Here is an 18278-nt window from a genome sequence, read left to right as displayed (position 1 = left end):
GAACGAACGACGTTGGTCCGGCCAACTCCCCGTCCGGCGCTGCCCCTTGCCCCCTTCCGGCTCGCATACTCGGTGGGTCCACCACCGGCCCCACCCGGGAGGCAGCCGCATGGCCCCCACCACCCGTCGCAGAGCCCTCACCGCCTTCGGTGCCGTCCTCGCGGGCAGCGTCGCCCTGCCCGCCGCGCGTGCCGTCGCTGGAGAACCGACATACGGTCCGCGCCCGTTGTGGCGCGCCCACGCCCACAACGACTACGAGCACCCACGTCCCCTCCTCGACGCCCTCGACCACCGCTTCGACAGCGTCGAGGCCGACATCCACCTCGCCGGCGACCAGCTCCTCGTCGCCCACGACCCGGCGGACCTCGACCCGGCCCGTACCCTCGAATCCCTCTACCTGGACACCCTCGCCGCCCGCGTCAAGGCCAACCACGGCTCCGTGTACCGGGGTTACCGTCGGCCGCTCCAGCTCCTCGTCGACATCAAGACCGAGGGCTCGTCGACGTATCGCGAACTCGACCGCCATCTCCGCCGCTACCCGGGCCTGTTCACCACGTACGCCCACGGCCGCGTCCATCCCGGCCCGGTCACCGCCGTGATCTCGGGCGACCGCGCCGCCCGGGGGCCCATGGAGGCCCAGAGCGTACGGCGGGCCTTCTACGACGGGCGTCTCGCCGACCTCGCCACGTCGGCGCCCGCCTCCTTCGTGCCGCTGATCTCCGACAACTGGACGCTCAACTTCACCTGGCTCGGCATCGGTACGTTCCCGGAGGCCGAGCGCGCCAAGCTGAACGGCATCGTCTCGGCGGCCCATGCCCGTGGGCAGCAGGTGCGCTTCTGGGCCACGCCCGACGCGGCCGGCCCGGCTCGGGACGCGCTCTGGGGCGAACTCCTCGCCGCCGGGGTCGACTACCTCAACACGGACGACCTGACCGGGCTCGAAGCGTTCCTCGACGGCCACGAGACGCCGTAGGCGTGGTGCAGGCATGGCGTCGTCGTGCCGTAGTCATGCCGTAGTACTCGTGAGAGACCACACGTTCGGCCGACACGTCAGCCGCACGGACGAACCCTCCGCTACGCCACACTTGCGGCCTAAAGCCGCGAAACCGGCGTGGCGGAGGAGGTTGACGATGGCCATTTCCATCTCTGTGGTGGTGCTGCTCCTGATCCTGGCGGTGGTCTTTCTGCGCAACGGAGCGCTGAAGCCCAGCCACGCCGTGGTCTGTGTGCTGCTCGGGTTCTATCTGGCCAGCACGAACATGGCGCCGACCATCCACAGCGGGCTCACGGCGACGACCGACATGGTGAGCAGCCTCAGGCCCTGACCCTCACACCCTGAGGTCGCCGTCAGGACGTCAGGAAGACTCCGATGGCGTTCGGGACGGGTCGCTCGGCGCCGCCGGTCGGATGGTTGCGTACGGTGACCCTGCTCGCTCCCGGTGCTCTCGCCACGAAGGTCGTGGAGCCGCCGCCGTCCAGGCTGAAGGCGTCCACCGAGCCCAACTTCCGCATGGTGGCGGCGACTTCGGCGATCGTCAGGCCGCTGCGGTAGCCGGGCGCACCGTCCACCGCGAGCAGCAGCAGTTTGCGCCCGCTGTTCGCGATGCCCACGGCGGTGCGCACGGCGGAGGTGTTGGTGTCGAGGCCGGTCAGTGGCCGCCCGTCCTGCAGCACCGGGTAGCCGCCGAGGGCGAAGCGGTACGGGACGCGGCTCCTGGCCGCCACGAGACGGCTCTTGACCTTGACCTTCGCGCCGACGTACAGCTTCCGCAACTGCTGCGCGCCCGCCTCCCGGCCCACCAGAACCGTGGTGTCCGCGGCGATGGCGCCGAGGCCGGGGGAGTCCGCCATCCGTACGACCTTGCCGCGCCGCACGGTCACCTCGTAGGTGTCCGCGCTGCACGGGGCGGCCCGGTCGGTGTCCGTGCCGCACACCGTCCGCGCCCGGGAGACGCTGCCCCAGACCTGGGTGTAGGCGCCGATGGACCCCGTCGGCAGCGCGTACTGGTTGAGACCGCCGAGCGCGAAGCGTCCCGCCGGTGTTCTGACACTGCCCGACAGGGTGAGGTCGTCCAGCCGGGCCCTTCTGTCGACACCCACACCGAGGACTGCACCGGTGGTGACGCCGGGTGGCATCGAGGGCCCGAAACGCTGGCCGCCCGGCACCGCCGCCTTGAGTACCATGCCGCTCGCGATCGTCGGGCCCACGGACGCGCCCGTGGCGGGGACCCCGGGATGCTGGGTCTCGTTGATGTTGAAGAAGTCGCCGTTGACGCCCGCGACAGCGCCCTGGGCGTCGGTCATCGTGGAGACGGCGGCCCGTGCCGCCACCGCCCCCGGGTGGAGGAGGTTGACCCGGACCCGCGCGTTGGCGAGGTCCACGCTCAGCAGGTGGGCATGGGTCACCCCCTTGGCCGCCGTGATGTCGAACTGGGCGTAGAGCACGCCCGGTGCGATCTGAGCGGCTCTCGGCGCGCCGCTGGCCGGTGCCGCCCCTGTCAGGGCCGCACCGGCCAGCGTTCCGATCACCGCGACTGCCGAAACCGCGGATCTCACTGTTCTGAACCGTCGCCGCTGACGCATTCCGCCCCCTGATGTCCCGTCAACTGTTGCAGGGCGCTGGGGGAGCACACCAGATGACGATGAGCCGCGCCGGGGGCGCGCGGGAGCCTAGGTGTTGACTACATGGGAACGGATCAGGAAGCGCACTCCCTCGGGTGCCTCCAGGGAGAAACCGCTGCCCCGGCCCGGTACGACGTCCACCGTCAGGCGCGTGTGGGACCACACCTCGAACTGGCTGCGGGACATCCAGAACGTCACCGGTTCGGTGACCCCCTCGACCACCAGTTCGGCGAGCAGGACGTCGGAGTCGCCGGTCCGGAACTCGCCCGCCGGGAAGCACATGGGCGCGCTGCCGTCGCAGCAGCCGCCCGACTGGTGGAACATCAGCGGGCCGTGCGCCGCGCGCAGCCGCCGCAGCAGTTCGGCGGCGGCCGGGGTCAGTTCGACGCGCGGGATCTCTTCGGGCATCTTCACCGCCCGAGTGGACCGCGCGGGACGTTGCGAGAGGGTTGCGGGCTGCCGCGGCGCACGGCCGGGCACGGCGAAGGCCGCCCCTCCGTGACCCGAGTGTCGGGGGTGCACGGTGAGGCGGCCTTCGGGGGACGGACGTCCTACCGGGTCACTTCCGGGCGGTCACGTCCGTGACCCTCCAGCGCTGGTTCGAGCCGGAGTTGGCCATCCAGGTGGTGACGGCGGCGCCCTCATTGGTCGCCTGGCCGCCGACCTCCAGAAGGCGGCCGGTGGCCGCGTTGATCAGGGTCCATGTCCCGTCACCGGTGGTCGACATGATCCACTCGGTGGCCGGATCGCGCTTGCCCGTGTCGGGCTCCACCACGGGGACGTTGTCGCGGACGGCCAGTCGCTTGCCCTCGGCGGGGTTGGCGAACACGAACCGCTGGCGGGCGCCCTTCTTGCCGTGCCGGGCGTCGAGCTGCCAGTTCTGCGCGACCGTGCCGTTGGCCGAGCCGAGGACCAGGCTCGTGCCATTGGCGGCGACCGTCACGGCCTTGCCGCTCTGCACACCGGTCAGCGTGTAGGAGTGGCCCTTGCTGAACAGGCCGGCGTTCTTCGCGACACCCGAGACACCCTTGACGGCGAAGGACGTCACCGACTGGGCGGGGACGGTGTACGTCGCCTTGCCGCCGACGACCTTGACCGGGGCCTGCTGCTTGAGCTTGCCGTCGGCGCTGGTCACGGTCGGCGTGACGGTCGCGTTGCCCTTGGCGGTGCGGAACTTGGAGAGGTCGATGGTGACGTCACGGGCCGCGGTGGTGCTGTTGACGTGGACGAGCGAGACGCCCTTGCCGTCCTTCGTCACGGCGGCGGCGCTGGAGGTGTCGTCCACCTTGATCAGCTTGTCGCCGGGCTTGATGAAGTGCGTGAAGTTGCGGGCGGTGTCGAACTTGGTGTTCGTGTAGATCGGGCACGACGCCAGCGTGTCCGTCTTCTTGCAGCTGAACGACAGCTGGACACTGCCCCAGTTGCCGCCCTTGGCGGACTCGCCGCCGGGCTTCATGTTGTCGTAGTCCTCGACCGGCTGCCAGAAGACCCAGGCCTTGGGCTCCAGTTCACGCAGGTCGTCGACGATCTGCTGGGCGAGACCGAGACCCGGACGCATGTCCGTGAAGCTCTGCCCGTCGCCCCAGTCGCCCTCGACCTCGCTCATCCACAGCGGCTTGTCGGCCGCCTTGGCGAGGTCGCGCACGGTGGTGCGCTGGCCGGTGCCGTAGGTGTGGACGTTCATCTGGTCGACGAGGTCCTTGGAATCCTGCGAGTAGGAGTTCCAGTTGTTCGCGAAGATGGACGGGTTGGTCTCGTCCATCGCCGATATCCCGGACCTGACCTTGGCCTTCTTCAGGGCCGGAGCCAGCGCGGCGAGCACCTTCTGCTGGAGCGCGGGGCCGATGTGGGCGCCTTCCTGACGGCCGCCCGTGGGCAGGCCGTCCGCGCCCAGCTTGGTGCCCCAGTAGTTGGTGTTGGGCTCGTTGAACGGGTCGACGGTGTCGACCTTGATGCCTTCGGCCTTCTCCAGCCGCTTCGTCGCCCCCGCCATGTAGGCGGCGAAGTCGTCGACCGAATCGGCCTTCAGCTGGTCGGTGTTGGCGTCGAAACCGCCGGAGACATAGCCGCTCTCCGTCATGAACCAGGGCGGCGAGTTGCTGAACGTCTCCCAGTGGGTGATGTCCTTCTTGATGCGGTCCACCCACCAGCGCTGGGTCTTGTCCGCCTTCGGGTTCCAGTCGGCCGGGTCGTCGGCGCTCCACCAGTCGGTGTCCGTGCGGGTGGTGCCCACGGGCGCCTTCCACCAGCCTTCGACGGCCCCGCCGGCCCGCAGATAGTCCTTCACGTCGGGGGCGTTGCCGCCGCCGATGTTGTAACGGGCGATGTTCAGCGCCAGCCCGTCGTCGCCGAACAGCAGCTTCGCGAGCTTCTCGCGGACCGCCGGGGGGTAGTCGCCGGTCGCGTTCGCGAACCAGACCAGACTGGTGCCCCAGCCCTCGAACTTCTCCTGGCTGTAGGAGGGATCGGGGGTGACCGTGACGGACGAGGCCGCTGCCTCGACGGCCGCCTGGGCGTCCGGCGAAGGCGCGCTGACCAGGGCGGCCGAAGTGGCCAGAGCGGTGATGCCGACGACTCCCAGAAGGTGTCGTGTGCGGGTACGACGTGCCAACGTGTGCTCCCAACTCAGATGTGGTCGCTGCGGTGGACCGCCGTGCCCGCACCGCACGCGGCTGCGCACGGACACGGGGCACGACGGTGTGCCCCTTCAATCAGGGGAGTTCAGGGTGGTACGGATGTGGCGCGGGGTGTCGCTCAGAGGGCGGGTCGGCGCACTACGGCGACTTCCCTCGGCGCGAGGACGAGAACGCCGTCGGTGTCGGTACCGCCGTACAGCCGCTCGCCGTCGAGGCCCGGCAGCGGCACCTCCTCCTCGCTGCGGTTCACCAGGAACAGGAAGCGGCTTCCGCCGCCCTGCCGTACGGTCAACTCGACGCGTCCACGGGCGGGTTCGGGCAGCTCGCTGTCGACGCCGGCCGGCGCGAGCAGCTCCGGCAGCAGCGCCGCGAGGCCGTCGGCGCCCAGCCGCGTGGAGACGTACGACGCCGAACCCTCACCCGTCGTACGGCGGGTGACGGCCGGGCGGCCCGTGTACGCGCCCGAGCGGTAGTGGGCGAGGACCTCGACTTCGGGGTCGGTCACGTCGACGCGGTCGGTCCACACCGTGCCCGTACCGCCGCCGTCGACCTCGACCGTCTCACCTTCGAGCAGCGGGCCGAACTCCTCGACGCGGATGCCGAGTACGTCGCGCAGGGCGCCCGGGTAGCCGCCGAGCCAGATGTGGTCGTTCTCGTCGACGACACCGGAGAAGTACGTGGTGACCAGATGGCCGCCGGTCTCCGCGTACCGCGTCAGCTCCTTGGCGAGCGTCGCCGGGACCATGTGCAGGACCGGGGTGATCAGCACGTCGTAGCGGCTGAAGTCGGTGCGCGTGGTGACGACGTCGGCGCGGATGCCGAGGGAAAGGAGCGCCGAGTACCAGTTCAGCCCCTCCTGGCGGTAGTCGAGGAGGGCGGTGGGGTGCGAGTCCTGCTCGCTGGCCCACCAGGAGTCCCAGTCGAACACGATCCCGACACGGGCCGGTTCGCGCTCGGAGCCCGCGATCGGCGCCAGGTCCTTCAGGGTCTGGCCGAGGGCGGCCACCGCACGGAAGACCTCGCTGTCGGCGCCGGCGTGCGGCACCATCGCGGAGTGGTACTTCTCGGCGCCGGCCGCCGACTGACGCCACTGGAAGAAGCACACGGCGTCGGCGCCGTGCGCGACGTGCAGCAGCGAGTCGCGGGCCAGCTCACCGGGCCGCTTGGCCACGTTGACGTGCTGCCAGTTGACCGCGCTGGTGGAGTGCTCCATCAGGAACCACGGACGGCCGTCCGCGATACCGCTGGTCAGGTTGGCGGAGAAGGACAGCTCGTCGCGGTCCTGCGGGCCCGGGTGGACGTAGTGGTCGTTGGAGACGAAGTCGATCTCCCCGGCCCAGTCGGGGTAGTTCATGCCCTTCGTGCCGCCCATCACCATGAAGTTGGTGGTGATGGGGACCTCGGGCGTGTACTCCCGCAGGATGTCCCGCTCGGCGACCAGGTAGTCCTTCAGCGCGTCCGAGGAGAACCGCTTGAAGTCCAGCTGCTGGGTGGGGTTCGGGTGCGAGCCGGCCAGCCGGGGCGGCAGGATCTGCGCCCAGTCGCTGTAGCGCTGCGACCAGAACGCCGTGCCCCAGGCGTGGTTGAGGGCGTCCAGGGTGGTGTAGCGGGCGCGCAGCCACTCACGGAAGGCGTGGGCGGCGTCGTCCGAGAAGTCGTAGATGTTGTGGCAGCCCAGCTCGTTCGAGATGTGCCAGGCCACGAGCGCCGGGTGGTTGGCGTATCGTTCCGCCATCTTCCGGACCAGACCGAGCGCATGGCTGCGGAAGACCGGCGAGGTGGGGCGCCAGTGCTGGCGCGCGCCCGGCCAGACCGTCTCGCCGGTGGAGGTCACCGGGAGGATCTCCGGGTGCGCGGTCGTGAGCCACGGCGGCGGGGACGCGGTCGCGGTGGCCAGGTCGACGCCTATCCCGCCCTCGTGGAGCAGGTCCATGACCTCGTCGAGCCATCCGAAGTCCCAGGTGTCCGCGTCCGGCTGGATACGGGCCCAGGAGAAGATCCCCAGGGAGACGATGTTGACGCCGGCCTCGCGCATCAGCCGTACGTCCTCCTCCCACACCTCCCGAGGCCACTGCTCGGGGTTGTAGTCGGCGCCGTAGGCGAGACGGGGCGCGGAGTCACCGTCCGGCCCGTACGGCAGACGGGACGGGGAGGCGGAGGTCATGGTGGTCCTTCCAGGTACGGGGGTACGAGGAGCGGCCGGCTTTGACGCTGCCCGGCCGCTCCTCGGCTGTTACTGCCCAACTGCTACTTCTCGACGGTGAAGCCCTGCTCCGTGCCGTACTTGACGGACGCGTCCTGCCAGGTCTTCAGCGCCGCGGGAAGCTTCACGCCGGAGACGTAGGCCTTGCCGACGGTGTCGTTGAAGATCGAGTTGGCGTACTGCTGGAAGGGCAGGTACGACCAGTCGCTGGCGACGTTGGCGGCGGACTCGGCGAAGATCTTGTTCGCCTCCTGGCCGTCGAAGTAGTCGAACTTCTTGCTCAGGAACGCCGGGTCCTGGAGCTGAGCGGTGGTCGCCGGGAAGGCGCCCTCGTCGACGCGGGTCTGCACACCGTCACCGGCGTTCGCGTACTCGACGAACGCGTAGGCGAGCTCCTTGTTCTTGCCCAGCTCGGGCAGGGTCAGCGAGCTGCCGCCGTTCTCCGCGCTCGCCTTGTCGCCCTTGGTCCAGGCCGGCATGGGGGCCGCGCGCCACTGGCCGGCCGCCTTCGGGACACCGGTGACGAAGTTGGCGGGCATCCAGGCACCGGTGGTCAGGGTGGCGATGGTGCCGTCGCCCAGACCCTTGTACCAGTCGTCGGTCCAGCCGTTGATCGGCGAGACGAGCTTCTCGTCGATGAGCTTCTGCCAGGTGTCCGTGTACTTCTTGGCACCCGCGTCGTCGAAGTTGACCGACACCTTGGTGCCGTCGACCTTGTACGGGCGCGAACCGGCCTGCCACAGCAGGCTGGTGGTGAAGCCCGCGTCACCGGCGTCGTTGGCGATGTAGACCTTCGGGTCGGCCTTGTGCAGCTTGCGGGCCGCCTCGACGTACTCGTCCCACGTGGTGGGGACGGCGATCTTGTACTTGTCGAAGACCTTCTTGTTGTAGAACATCGCCATCGGGCCCGAGTCCATCGGCAGGCCGTAGACCTTGGCGCCGTCGTTCACGGCGTTCCACGGGCCGGGCGTGTACTTGGCCTTGAGCTTGTCGGCTCCGTACGGGGCCAGGTCCGTCAGGCCCTTGGTGAGGGAGTACTGGCTCAGCGCGAAGTACTCGACCTGCGCGACGTCCGGGACACCCTTCTTGGCCGCGATGGCGTTCGACAAGGCGGTGTAGTGCTTGTCACCGGACCGGTCGGCCACCAGGTTGATCTTGACCTTGGGGTACTTCTTCTCGAAGTTGGCGGCGACCGACTTCAGCGTGGGCTCCCAGGCCCAGACGTTGACCGTGCCGCCCTTCTTGAGGGCCGCCTGGATGTCGCCGGCGGAGACTGCCTTCTGCTCCGAGCCGCTGTCGTCGGAGCTGCCGCAGGCGGTCGCGCCGAGGGCGAGGACGGAGAGCAGGGTGACGCCGCGCACAAGGCGGCCGGTGGTTCTGCGCATCGAGGTGCTTCCACTTCTTCGTGGGTGGGACAGGTGAGGGTTGAATACGGTGAAGCCGAGGGGGTCTTGTGGGGTCTGGGGGTGGATCACTCCTTGACACTTCCGGCCGAGAGGCCGGACTGCCAGTACTTCTGGAGCAGGAGGAACGCCGCGATCAGCGGGATGATGGTGAGCAGGGAGCCGGTGATCACCAGGTTGAAGACGACGTCGCCGCCGATCGTCTGGGCCTGCGAGTTCCAGGCGTCCAGACCCAGGGTCAACGGGTACCAGTTCGGGTCCTTGAGCATGATCAGCGGCAGGAAGTAGTTGTTCCAGGTCGCGACCGTGGTGAACAGCAGGACGGTCACGGTGCCGGGGGCGAGCAGGGGCAGGGCGACCTGGAAGAAGGTGCGCACCTCGCCCGCTCCGTCGATGCGGGCCGCTTCCATCAGTTCGGTGGGGATCGCCTCCGACGCGAAGACCCACATCAGGTACAGCCCGAACGGCGACACGAGCGAGGGGATGATCACCGCCCACGGGGTGTCGGTCAGCCCCATCTTGCTGAACATCAGGAAGGTGGGCACCGCAAGGGCCGTACCCGGGACCGCGACAGCGCCGATGACCACGGCGAACACGGCGCGCTTGCCGGGGAAGGTGAACTTCGCCAGCGCGTAGCCGCCGAGAATGGCCAGCAGGGTGGCGCCGCCGGCGCCGAGCACGACGTACAGCAGGGTGTTCAGCAGCCAGCGGACGAAGATGCCGTCGTGGTAGGTGAACGTGTCGTGGATGTTCTGCCAGAGGGCGAAGTCCTTGGCGAACCACATGCCGTTCGAATTGGCCAGCCCGTCCATGCTCTTGGTGGCGCTGATGACCAGCCAGATCAGGGGCACGACCGTGTAGACCAGGATCAGACCGGTGAGCACGGTCAGCAGGATGCTGCGCTTGGGGCGGCCGGGGGTGTGCTTATGACCGGTGCGCAGCCGGGGCGCCCTCTTGGGGGCGCCGTCGGCCGGCGCGGACGCGGACGGGGAGGTGGTGGTGACGGAGCTGCTCATGGTTCACGCTCCCTTGCGCATGCCGCGGAGCTGCACGACATAGGCGATGACCATCGTGATCAGCCCCATGATGATGGCGACCGCCGCGGAGTAGTTGTGCTGCTGGCCGTTGAAGGACAGCGAGTACGTGTAGAAGTTCGGGGTGAAGTCGGTCGTGATGGCGTTGCGCGCCAGGGGCCGCAGGATGGCCGGCTCGTTGAAGAGCTGGAAGCTGCCGATGATCGAGAAGATCGTCGCGATGACGAGCGCGCCGCGGATCGCGGGGAGCTTGATGGCGGTGATCACCCGGAACTGCCCGGCGCCGTCGATCTCCGCCGCCTCGTAGAGCGAGAGCGGGATCACCCGCAGCGCGGAGTAGAAGATCAGCATGTTGTAGCCGATGAACTCCCACGTGACGATGTTGCCGATCGACGCCAGGACCAGATCGCTGGAGAGCGGGTCGGGCAGGGTCACGTCGAACGCGCTGTTGATGTCACCGACCAGCCCGTACTTCGTGCCGTACATGAAGCCCCACATGAGAGTGGCGACCACGGCGGGCACCGCGTACGGCAGGAAGATCGCGATGCGGAAGAAGTCCTTGCCGAAGAGGCGTCCGCTGTCCAGGGCCAGGGCGATCAGCAGGGCGATACCGAGCATGATCGGTACCTGGACGGCCAGGAAGAGCGAGACCCGGGCCAGCGAGTCCCAGAACTGGTCGTCCTGGAGGGCCTGCGTGTAGTTGTCCAGGCCGACGAAGCTGGTCCCGCCGATCAGCTGGTCCCTGAAGAGGCTGAGGTAGATCGAGTACCCGATGGGTGCCAGGAAGACGAGGGCGAACACCGCCACGAACGGGCCTACGAACCCCCATCCCGTCCATGAGCGGCGGTCCCTCTTCGCCGCGGGGCGGGCCGGGGCGCGTTTCACGGCCACCGGCGGTTCTAGGGTTGTCATTGTCGTGCCTCGCTCGTCCGTCTCGGAACCGACGCTGGTCCGCCGCCGCCCCGATGTTTACGTAAACATCCCTGCACGCAGAACCCCCGCGAGAGGGTCGGCGGCTGTTATGTTTACGTAAACATCTGATGGCGGCATGTCTACACCGCTCGCCCGACGCTGGTCAAGGGTCGTCGGGGTAACTTTGGACCGGACTGGGAGGGTGGACGGGTGAACGCAGCTGACGGCACCTCGGCGGAGCCGACGCGGGCGCGCACACGCACCAGGAATCGGGTTGCCCGTCGTACACAGAGCGTCTCCATGGCGGACGTCGCCCGGGTGGCCGGAGTGTCCTCGCAGACCGTCTCCCGGGTGTCGAACGGCTTCCCCGGCGTCAACGAGGAGACGCGCCGGCAGGTCCTCGCGGCGATGAAGGAGCTGGGCTACCGGCCCAACAGCGCCGCCCGTGCCCTCAAACGCGGAGAGTTCCGCACCATCGGCGTCATCACCTTCGGCCTGTCCACCACGGGAAACGTCCGCACCCTGGAGGCGATCGCCACCTCCGCGGCGCAGGAGGGGTACTCGGTCACCCTGCTGCCCGTCGCCGTGCCGACGCAGGACGAGGTGCGCGGAGCCTTCTCACGGCTCGGTGAGCTCGCCGTCGACGCCGTCATCGTCATCCTCGAGGTGCACCTCCTCGACGCGTCGACCCTCTCCATGCCGCCGCACGTCCAGGTGGTCGTGGCCGACTCCGACGCGGGCGACCGCTACACCGTGGTCGACACCGACCAGGCGGGCGGCACCCGGACCGCCGTACGGCATCTCCTGGACCTCGGGCATGACACGGTCTGGCATCTGGCCGGCCCCGAGGACTCGTACGCGGCGCAGCGCCGCACCGACGCCTGGCGCGCCGAGCTCCTCGCGTCCGGACGGACCGCGCCGCCCCTGGTGCGCGGCGACTGGTCGGCGGAGTCCGGCTACCACGCCGGGCTGCGGATCGCCGCACTGCCGGACTGCACAGCGGTGTTCGTGGCCAACGACCAGATGGCGCTGGGGCTGCTGCGGGCGCTGCACGAGAGCGGGCGCAAGGTGCCCGAGGACGTCAGCGTGATCGGCTTCGACGACATCCCGGAGGCGAGTTCGTTCCTGCCGCCGCTGACCACCGTGCACCAGGACTTCGCCGAGGTGGGGCGGCTGTGCGTGGAGGGCGTCCTGCGGCAGATGCGCCAGGACGCGACGGAACACGGGACGACGCTCGTGCCGACGCGACTGGTCCTGCGGGACAGTACGGCGCCGCCGCCGTCTCGGTGAGGGGGCGGCGCGGGCGCCGGCTTCGAAGTGGTGGTACGCGGTAACGGCGGCGGCCTGCTGAGCACAGGCGGCTGCGGCGCCGTGCGGGTTCTTCGCCACCAGGGCCTCGGGCCGCGAGCCGGTGGCGTCTCCTCATGGGCGCACGTGGGCGGAGGCGCCCGTGCCCATCCGGGCCGCCCTCACCCCGGCACCGGCGGCGCGCGGAGGCGGGCGCACGCGCACCATGCCCGGGGATCCGTCCCGGCCGGGCGCCGGCGTCCAGGAGGCCGCTCCCCAGCAGGGACGACCGCACTTGACGGACTCGGTTGCCCGCGACGCCCCGCACGCCTTGCCCACACCCCGCGCCGGGCGCACGCTGGTCCTATGGCTGCGCACGACGGCCCTACGCTGATCACCTCCGTCCAGCGGGCCTTCCGCCTGCTGGAGGCGGTGAGCGCGCATGTGAACGGGGCGCCTGCGAAGCAGCTGGCCCGCGAGACCGGGCTGCCCCTGGCCACCGCCTACCATCTGCTGCGGACCCTGGTCCACGACGGCTACCTGCGGAAACTGGACGACGGCGGGTTCATCCTGGGAGACAAGCTGGGGTCGTTGCAGGTCGGGGCGGGCGGGCAGGCGCTGCTCAGCCGTATCCGTCCCACGCTCGCCGCGCTGCGGGACGAGCTGGCGACCGCCGCCTACCTCACCTTCTACGAGGAGGGCGAGATCCGGGTCGCCGAGATCGTCGACGGTCCCCGGGCGCCCCGCGTCGACCTCTGGGTGGGGTTCGAGGACGCGGGACACGCCACGGCCCTCGGGAAGTCCGTCCTGCGGGAACTGGACGGGAACTCCCGCGACGACTACCTTTCCCGCCACCACCTCAGCGACCTCACCCCGAGAACGATCACCAGCCGGGTGGAACTGCTCCGGCGTATCGATTCCTCACCGGTGGCCCCCGCCGTCACGGACCTGGAGGAGTACTCCCTCGGCACGGTCTGTGTCGCCGTCCCCGTCTACCGGGGCGACACGATCGGCTCGCTCGGCGTCTCCCTGCCGGCGGACCGGCTCGCCCGGCTGCCGGAGATCCGGGCGCGGCTGCTTCCGACCGCGGACCGCGTGACCAGGAGTCTCTCGCTCACTATCTGAAAATCCTCTTCTTGTTGTCGCCCTGGTGATCGCGTTTCCTGAATGTCTGGACGAAACAGGCATTTCGGGGCGCGCCCCGTACACAGGTGAGGACTGCGGACGGAACATGAGTCAGGCCCGACACCATGGCGGAGACCATCGGCGCGTACGAGCGTTCAGGAACCGCGTGTCCATGCTGCCCGTACTGATCGTCTCCGCCGTCGTCCTGGTCGACCTCGTCGGCGGCGCCGGGACGAGCTGGCTGCCGCTGCTCGCCGCCGGACCCGCGCTGGCCGCCACCACCAACGGGCCGCGCGGTGTCCTGGGCGTCGGCCTCCTCGCCGGGACCCTCGGCGCGGCGCTCGGCGCCCGGGACGGCGTACCAGCCAGGGAACTGGCCGCCGTACTCTCCGCCCTGGCCGCCGTCACCCTGGCGAGCGGGCTGGCCAGCGCGCTGCGCGGGCGGCGGGAACGGGTGCTCGACGCCGTCCGCTCGGTCGCGGAAACCGCCCAGCACGCCCTGCTCAGCCCCGTACCGGCGACGGTCGGCCCCTTCCAGGTGGCCGTCCGCTACAGCGCGGCGGCGGCCGAGGCCAGGATCGGCGGCGATCTGTACGCGCTGATACCGACGCCCTACGGGGTGAGACTGATCGTCGGCGACGTGCGCGGCAAGGGGCTGCCGGCCGTGGGGACCGCGGCGCTGGTGCTCGGCGTCTTCCGGGAGGCCGCCTACGACGAGCCCGACCTCCTCGCCGTCGTCGACAGGATCGAGCGGAGTCTCGCCCGTAACCTCGGCGCGGACGACTTTGTCACCGCCGTCGTCGCCGGATACCCGAGGACCGGGCAGCTGGAGGTGGTGAACTGCGGACACGCGCCCCCGCTGCTGGTGCGCGCCTCCGGCGCCCTCGTGACCGTGGAGCCCACGCACCCGGCCCCGCCCCTCGGGCTGCGCGCCCTGACCGGGCACACCCCCGACCTCCAGGTGCTGCCCTTCAGCAACGGCGACCAGCTCCTGCTGTACACCGACGGCGTCACCGAGGCCCGCGACCCGGGCCGCGCCTTCTACCCGCTCCACGAAGGACTGGCCCGCCACGCCTCCGACGAGCCCTCCCGCACCCTCGACGCGCTGCACGACGAACTGCTGGCCCATGTGGGCGGCCGGCTCCACGACGACGCGGCGCTGCTCCTCATCCGCAAACCGACGGTCCGGGAAGTGGTCGTTCCCGAACCGTCGGCGGGCGGACCGACGAGCACCGCGCCCACGGCTCCCGAAGCGGCGGTCACTCGCCAGAAGGCGCGGTCGGTGTGACGCCGAGCGCCACCGGCGTACCGAAGTCCGGTGTGCCGGCGGCGTTCCGGGCCGTGAACTTCTGTGCCCGGCCCGCACCTGCCGTGGGTGTCGGACCGCCGGCACACCGGCTCGGGTGACGCGACCCGGGCGCGCCGCTGGACGGAGGGCGCCACGGTGTGCCTGGTCGGCCCGGACGGCACGTCCTCTGTCGTACCCCGGGCACGGCGCAGGTCACCCTGGCGTTCCGGCCCGGCGATGGGATACGGCTCGAACTCCCCGTGGCGTCACGCTGGATCGCACCGGACCCGTGCATCGACGCCCTGTGCGGCACGGCCGTCGTCCAGTGCGGCCCGCTGGTGTACTGCGCCGAGTCCGTCCGTGGAGTCACACCACGAGCGCGGGCCCAGTGCGGGCGGCGGCTCCGGGCGGCCACCCCACCCGGACCCGGCGCGACGAACGGCGCCGCGATGCTCCTCGGCTCCGAGCGCGCCCTCAGCGGCGTACGAGTGTGATCCGGTACGTCGTCGTCCGCGTTCCGTCCTCGCCGGTCACCGTGACGACGGCCCGCGTGCGGCCGTGTTCCCGGATCGTTTCGACCGCGACGTTCGCATAGGGGTCGCGGGCCGTCGCCGTGACCGCGGCCCGTGCCGGATCGCCGGTCACCGCCTGGTAGTCGGTCGTCCCCGGGTCGAAGGACGCGACCGGCACGCCGGCCACCTCCACCGACGTTGCGGCGGAGTCCGCGGAGACGCCGGGAGACTTGGCGTACACCTCGATCTCGCTCATGGTCAGGTAACCGCCCTGGCGCGCCGTCATGACCACCCGCACCTCGGCCACCGGCCCCGTGGTCAGCGGTACGTCGATCACCGGCGTGCCCTCGGTGCCGACCGGGACGGGGTCGCTCGCGTCGGACCACAGGTCGCTGTCGGCGGCCCGCACCTGCACCTTCAGGCTCTCCGGGAAGGACGCGCTGGACCCGTCCCGGTAGAAGTGCGCGACGACCCTGCTCAGGTCGCGGGCCTTCGGCAGGGTGAACGTGATGGTGTCGGAGGCGTTCTTGGTGTTCCCCGGCTTCCAGTTGGACCATGCCTTCTCGGACAGGTCGCCGTTGCGCAGCCCCTCCGCCGAGTAGCCGCTCTCGGTGAACGTGGCGGCGACGGAGACGTCCGGGTCGGGCGCGATGTCGGTCGCCACCGGTGCCGTGACCTGGACGCGTGCGGTCGCGTCGGCCGTACCGCCGCCGACGATCCCGGCGACGCCGCGCAGGGTGACGGTCCCGGCCGCGTCGAAGGTCCTGTCGGTCACCGGGTCCCAGGTGACCGGAAGATCGGTCCGGCCGCCGTGCCTGCCGACGCCGACGACTGTTGCGGGCAACTCCGGCTGCCCGTCCACGTACGTCTTGGCACGGCCGGGCAGGGTCGAGGCGATCGTGTCGACGGTGACGACCGCCTTAGCGGGGACCACGCGTCCCAGAGCGTCGGTCGCCGCACCCCTGACCCGCACCGTCCCGGCCTTGCGCCAGGACCGGTCCGACGGCAGGTTCCACACGACGGGCAGGGCGCCCCGGGCACCGTCCCGCAGCACCGGCGTCACCGTGTTCGGCAGCTCGGGCCGCAGACCCGGGACGGTGAACGCCTTGGCGGGCTCGGTGCGCAGCGCCGTCTCGTCGGTCACGGCCCAGCGCTGGTTCGCCGCCGAGGTCGGGGTGTACGTCGACACCTTCGTGCCGTCCGCCGAGGACTGCCCGGTGACGTCGAGCAGCCGGCCGGTGGCGGCGTTGACGAACGTCCAGGAGCCGTCGCCGGTGGTCGACAGGATCCACTGGGCGGCGCTGCCGGGCGCCTGGTCCGGGTTTTCCAGGACGGCCGCGTTGTCGCGCACGGCGAGCCGCTTGCCGGTGGCGGCGCTGGTGAGGACGAAGCGTTCACGGTTCCCCGTGCCGGGCGTCAACTGCCGTACGGACCACAGCTGTCGGGGGTTCGCCGCATTGGTCGTGCGGATGACGACGCCGGTGCCGTCGTCCGACGGGGTGAGCGACTTGCCGCTCTGGGTGCCCTGGAGCCGGTAGACGTGCCCGGGCTGGATGAGGGCGGCGTCCTTCGCCACGCCGCTGACACCCGAGACCAGGAAGGTCGTGACCGACTTCGCGGGGACGGTGAGCGTCGCACGCCGGTCGGTCACGCGGACCGGCGCGCCCTGGACGAGCGCGCCGTCGGCGCTCGTGACCACGGGCGTGACGGAGGCCTTGCCCGTGATCGTGCCGAAGCGCGAGAGATCGAGGGTCACGGAACGCGCGGTCGTACCGCTGTTGACGTGCACGGCAGTCGCGGCGGAGCCGGACGCCTTCACGGCGGCGACCGTGGACGGATCGTCGGTCTTCACGAAGTGGTCGCCGGGCCGGATGTAGTGGGTGAAGTTCCGGATGGTGTGGAACTTCGAGTTGGTCTTGATCGGGCACGTCTCCAGGGTGTCCGCCGCCGTGCAGTTGAACGGGACGTGGATGCTGCCCCAGTTCTTGCCGGCCGCGGCCTGCGGGATCGCGTCCTCGATGGGCTGCCAGAACACCCAGGCGGAGGGCTCCAGTTCACGCATGTCGTCGACCATCCGGCCGGCGATGCCGAGCCCGGGTTCCATGCTCGTGAAGTCGGTCCCGGTGCCCCAGGTGCCCTCGACCTCGCTCATCCACAGCTTCCGGTCGGCGCCCTTGGCGATGTCACGGGCGCTGGTGCGCATACCGGTGCCGTAGGTGTGCACGTTGAGCTGGTCGACGGCGGCGCGGGCCTCGGCGCCGTAGGTGTTCCAGTTCTGGGTGAAGATGCCCGGGTTGGTCTCGTCCATCGCGGAGACCGCCGCGTCGGTCTTCGCACCGGCGAGCGCCTTGTCGAGGGCGAGCACGACCTTCTGCTGAAGCCCGGGCCCGGCGTGCGCGCCTTCCTGGCGGCCGCCCGTGGGCTGGCCGTCGGCGCCCAACTGGGTGCCCCAGTAGTTGGTGTTGGGCTCGTTCAGCGGATCGATGGTGTCGAATGTGATGCCGTGCCGCTTCTCCAGCTCCTCGGTCACCCGCACCAGATACGCGGCGAACGCGTCGACCCGGTCCGCGCGGATCTGGTCCGTGTTCGCGTCGAAGCCCCCGGAGACATAGCCGCTGACCGTCTGGAACCAGGGCGGCGAGTTGCTGAACGCCTCCCAGGTGGTCACCTTGTCCTTGATCTGGTCCACCCACCAGCGCTGGTTCGCGTCGGCGTCCCAGTTCCAGTCGGCCGGGTCGTTCGGGTTCCACCAGTCCCTGTCCTTCTGGGTGGTGCCCGCCGGGGCCTTCCAGAAGCCCGGCATGGTCGCGCCGGCCTTCATGTAGTTGGTGCGCACGTCCGGGGCGTTGCCGCCGCCGATGTTGTAGCGCGCGATGTTGAGATCGAGCCCGTCCTTGCCGAACAGCATGTCCACCAGCCGTCGTCGGACGGGATCCGGATAGCCGCCCGTCGCGTTGGCGAACCAGACGAGACTCGTCCCCCAGCCCTGGAACTCCTGCTGCTGGTACGACGGGTCGATCCGCACGGTGACGGCGCTCGGGGCCGCCGCTTCCGCGCTCGCCGCGGACTGTGGGATCAGGAGACCCGCGCCGAGCGCCAGGGGGACCGTCGGAGCCAGGACCCGGGCGATGCGATGGCGATGCCGAGAGGACACGGCACTCCCTTCCACAACGAGGAGGCGAACAGAATCGAACACAAGGAATCGAGCTGACGGCATGCTTGATGACAAAAATGAACACGTCAAGATGGTGCGCAA

At 70.1% G+C, this 18278-nt stretch carries 15 protein-coding genes; 7 read left to right on the top strand and 8 right to left on the bottom strand.

Annotation, left to right across the window (positions count from 1 at the left end):
- The first annotated feature begins 109 nt into the window (after positions 1–109).
- Positions 110–973 (top strand): phosphatidylinositol-specific phospholipase C/glycerophosphodiester phosphodiesterase family protein, encoded by an 864-nt coding sequence (locus ADL01_RS25580; RefSeq protein WP_053744361.1) that lies wholly within the window; start codon positions 110–112, stop codon positions 971–973.
- A 157-nt stretch (positions 974–1130) separates the two neighbouring features.
- On the top strand, positions 1131–1325 hold the full coding sequence (locus ADL01_RS25575; protein ID WP_053744360.1) for a hypothetical protein: 195 nt from the start codon (positions 1131–1133) through the stop codon (positions 1323–1325).
- Positions 1326–1347: 22 nt separating this feature from the next.
- Here the strand turns inward: ADL01_RS25575 and ADL01_RS25570 are convergent, their stop codons facing one another.
- The 7 genes from ADL01_RS25570 to ADL01_RS25540 all read right to left on the bottom strand — a co-directional run bounded on the left by ADL01_RS25570 (position 1348) and on the right by ADL01_RS25540 (position 10810).
- Positions 1348–2583, bottom strand: coding sequence for a phosphodiester glycosidase family protein (locus tag ADL01_RS25570; protein ID WP_078960754.1), 1236 nt, complete (start codon positions 2581–2583; stop codon positions 1348–1350).
- Between the two features lie 87 nt (positions 2584–2670).
- On the bottom strand, positions 2671–3030 hold the full coding sequence (locus ADL01_RS25565; protein ID WP_053744435.1) for a DUF779 domain-containing protein: 360 nt from the start codon (positions 3028–3030) through the stop codon (positions 2671–2673).
- A gap of 151 nt (positions 3031–3181) precedes the next feature.
- A complete protein-coding gene (locus tag ADL01_RS25560) occupies positions 3182–5233 on the bottom strand; it encodes an RICIN domain-containing protein (RefSeq protein ID WP_053744359.1) in 2052 nt (683 codons plus the stop codon).
- Positions 5234–5376: 143 nt separating this feature from the next.
- The gene (locus ADL01_RS25555; RefSeq protein ID WP_053744358.1) at positions 5377–7422 is read right to left on the bottom strand and encodes a beta-galactosidase; all 2046 of its coding nucleotides are present in this window, start codon (positions 7420–7422) and stop codon (positions 5377–5379) included.
- Between the two features lie 83 nt (positions 7423–7505).
- Positions 7506–8846: an ABC transporter substrate-binding protein gene (locus ADL01_RS25550; protein WP_053744357.1), complete on the bottom strand. Its 1341-nt coding sequence runs from the start codon at positions 8844–8846 to the stop codon at positions 7506–7508.
- An 86-nt stretch (positions 8847–8932) separates the two neighbouring features.
- Positions 8933–9880: a carbohydrate ABC transporter permease gene (locus ADL01_RS25545; protein ID WP_053744356.1), complete on the bottom strand. Its 948-nt coding sequence runs from the start codon at positions 9878–9880 to the stop codon at positions 8933–8935.
- A 3-nt stretch (positions 9881–9883) separates the two neighbouring features.
- Complete coding sequence (locus ADL01_RS25540; RefSeq protein ID WP_053744355.1) at positions 9884–10810, bottom strand: carbohydrate ABC transporter permease; 927 nt, start codon at positions 10808–10810, stop codon at positions 9884–9886.
- A gap of 300 nt (positions 10811–11110) precedes the next feature.
- Between ADL01_RS25540 and ADL01_RS25535 the strand changes: the two genes are divergently transcribed.
- The 5 genes from ADL01_RS25535 (at position 11111) to ADL01_RS46605 (ending at position 15004) form a co-directional block, all read left to right on the top strand.
- Positions 11111–12100, top strand: coding sequence for a LacI family DNA-binding transcriptional regulator (locus ADL01_RS25535; RefSeq protein ID WP_053744354.1), 990 nt, complete (start codon positions 11111–11113; stop codon positions 12098–12100).
- Positions 12101–12260: 160 nt separating this feature from the next.
- Positions 12261–12491: a hypothetical protein gene (locus ADL01_RS44885; protein ID WP_159049630.1), complete on the top strand. Its 231-nt coding sequence runs from the start codon at positions 12261–12263 to the stop codon at positions 12489–12491.
- Entirely contained in the window at positions 12464–13222 is a 759-nt protein-coding gene (locus ADL01_RS25530) for an IclR family transcriptional regulator (RefSeq protein WP_053744353.1), read from the top strand. Before ADL01_RS44885 ends, ADL01_RS25530 begins: the two co-directional genes overlap by 28 nt.
- Before the next feature lie 172 nt (positions 13223–13394).
- Positions 13395–14510, top strand: a complete 1116-nt coding sequence (locus tag ADL01_RS25525) for a PP2C family protein-serine/threonine phosphatase (protein WP_053744352.1) — start codon at positions 13395–13397, stop codon at positions 14508–14510.
- A 158-nt stretch (positions 14511–14668) separates the two neighbouring features.
- Positions 14669–15004, top strand: coding sequence for a hypothetical protein (locus ADL01_RS46605; RefSeq protein WP_053744351.1), 336 nt, complete (start codon positions 14669–14671; stop codon positions 15002–15004).
- Here the strand turns inward: ADL01_RS46605 and ADL01_RS25515 are convergent.
- Positions 14985–18176 (bottom strand): glycoside hydrolase, encoded by a 3192-nt coding sequence (locus tag ADL01_RS25515; protein ID WP_234354791.1) that lies wholly within the window; start codon positions 18174–18176, stop codon positions 14985–14987. The genes ADL01_RS46605 and ADL01_RS25515 overlap by 20 nt on opposite strands.
- Positions 18177–18278 lie beyond the last annotated feature (102 nt).

Source organism: Streptomyces sp. NRRL WC-3618 (assembly GCF_001280005.1).
Lineage (GTDB): Bacteria > Actinomycetota > Actinomycetes > Streptomycetales > Streptomycetaceae > Streptomyces.
Note: the sequence above shows the minus strand (reverse complement) of the source record. Positions and strands in the feature narration are given on the sequence as shown.

Coding starts and splice junctions, on each gene's coding strand:
- ADL01_RS25555 (WP_053744358.1), bottom strand. CDS start 7,422: ATGACCTCCGCCTCCCCGTCCCGTCTGCCGTACGGGCCGGACGGTGAC.
- ADL01_RS25535 (WP_053744354.1), top strand. CDS start 11,111: ATGGCGGACGTCGCCCGGGTGGCCGGAGTGTCCTCGCAGACCGTCTCC.
- ADL01_RS25570 (WP_078960754.1), bottom strand. CDS start 2,583: ATGCGTCAGCGGCGACGGTTCAGAACAGTGAGATCCGCGGTTTCGGCA.
- ADL01_RS25525 (WP_053744352.1), top strand. CDS start 13,395: ATGCTGCCCGTACTGATCGTCTCCGCCGTCGTCCTGGTCGACCTCGTC.
- ADL01_RS25575 (WP_053744360.1), top strand. CDS start 1,131: ATGGCCATTTCCATCTCTGTGGTGGTGCTGCTCCTGATCCTGGCGGTG.
- ADL01_RS25540 (WP_053744355.1), bottom strand. CDS start 10,810: ATGACAACCCTAGAACCGCCGGTGGCCGTGAAACGCGCCCCGGCCCGC.
- ADL01_RS25580 (WP_053744361.1), top strand. CDS start 110: ATGGCCCCCACCACCCGTCGCAGAGCCCTCACCGCCTTCGGTGCCGTC.
- ADL01_RS25550 (WP_053744357.1), bottom strand. CDS start 8,846: ATGCGCAGAACCACCGGCCGCCTTGTGCGCGGCGTCACCCTGCTCTCC.
- ADL01_RS25530 (WP_053744353.1), top strand. CDS start 12,464: ATGGCTGCGCACGACGGCCCTACGCTGATCACCTCCGTCCAGCGGGCC.
- ADL01_RS25545 (WP_053744356.1), bottom strand. CDS start 9,880: ATGAGCAGCTCCGTCACCACCACCTCCCCGTCCGCGTCCGCGCCGGCC.
- ADL01_RS25565 (WP_053744435.1), bottom strand. CDS start 3,030: ATGCCCGAAGAGATCCCGCGCGTCGAACTGACCCCGGCCGCCGCCGAA.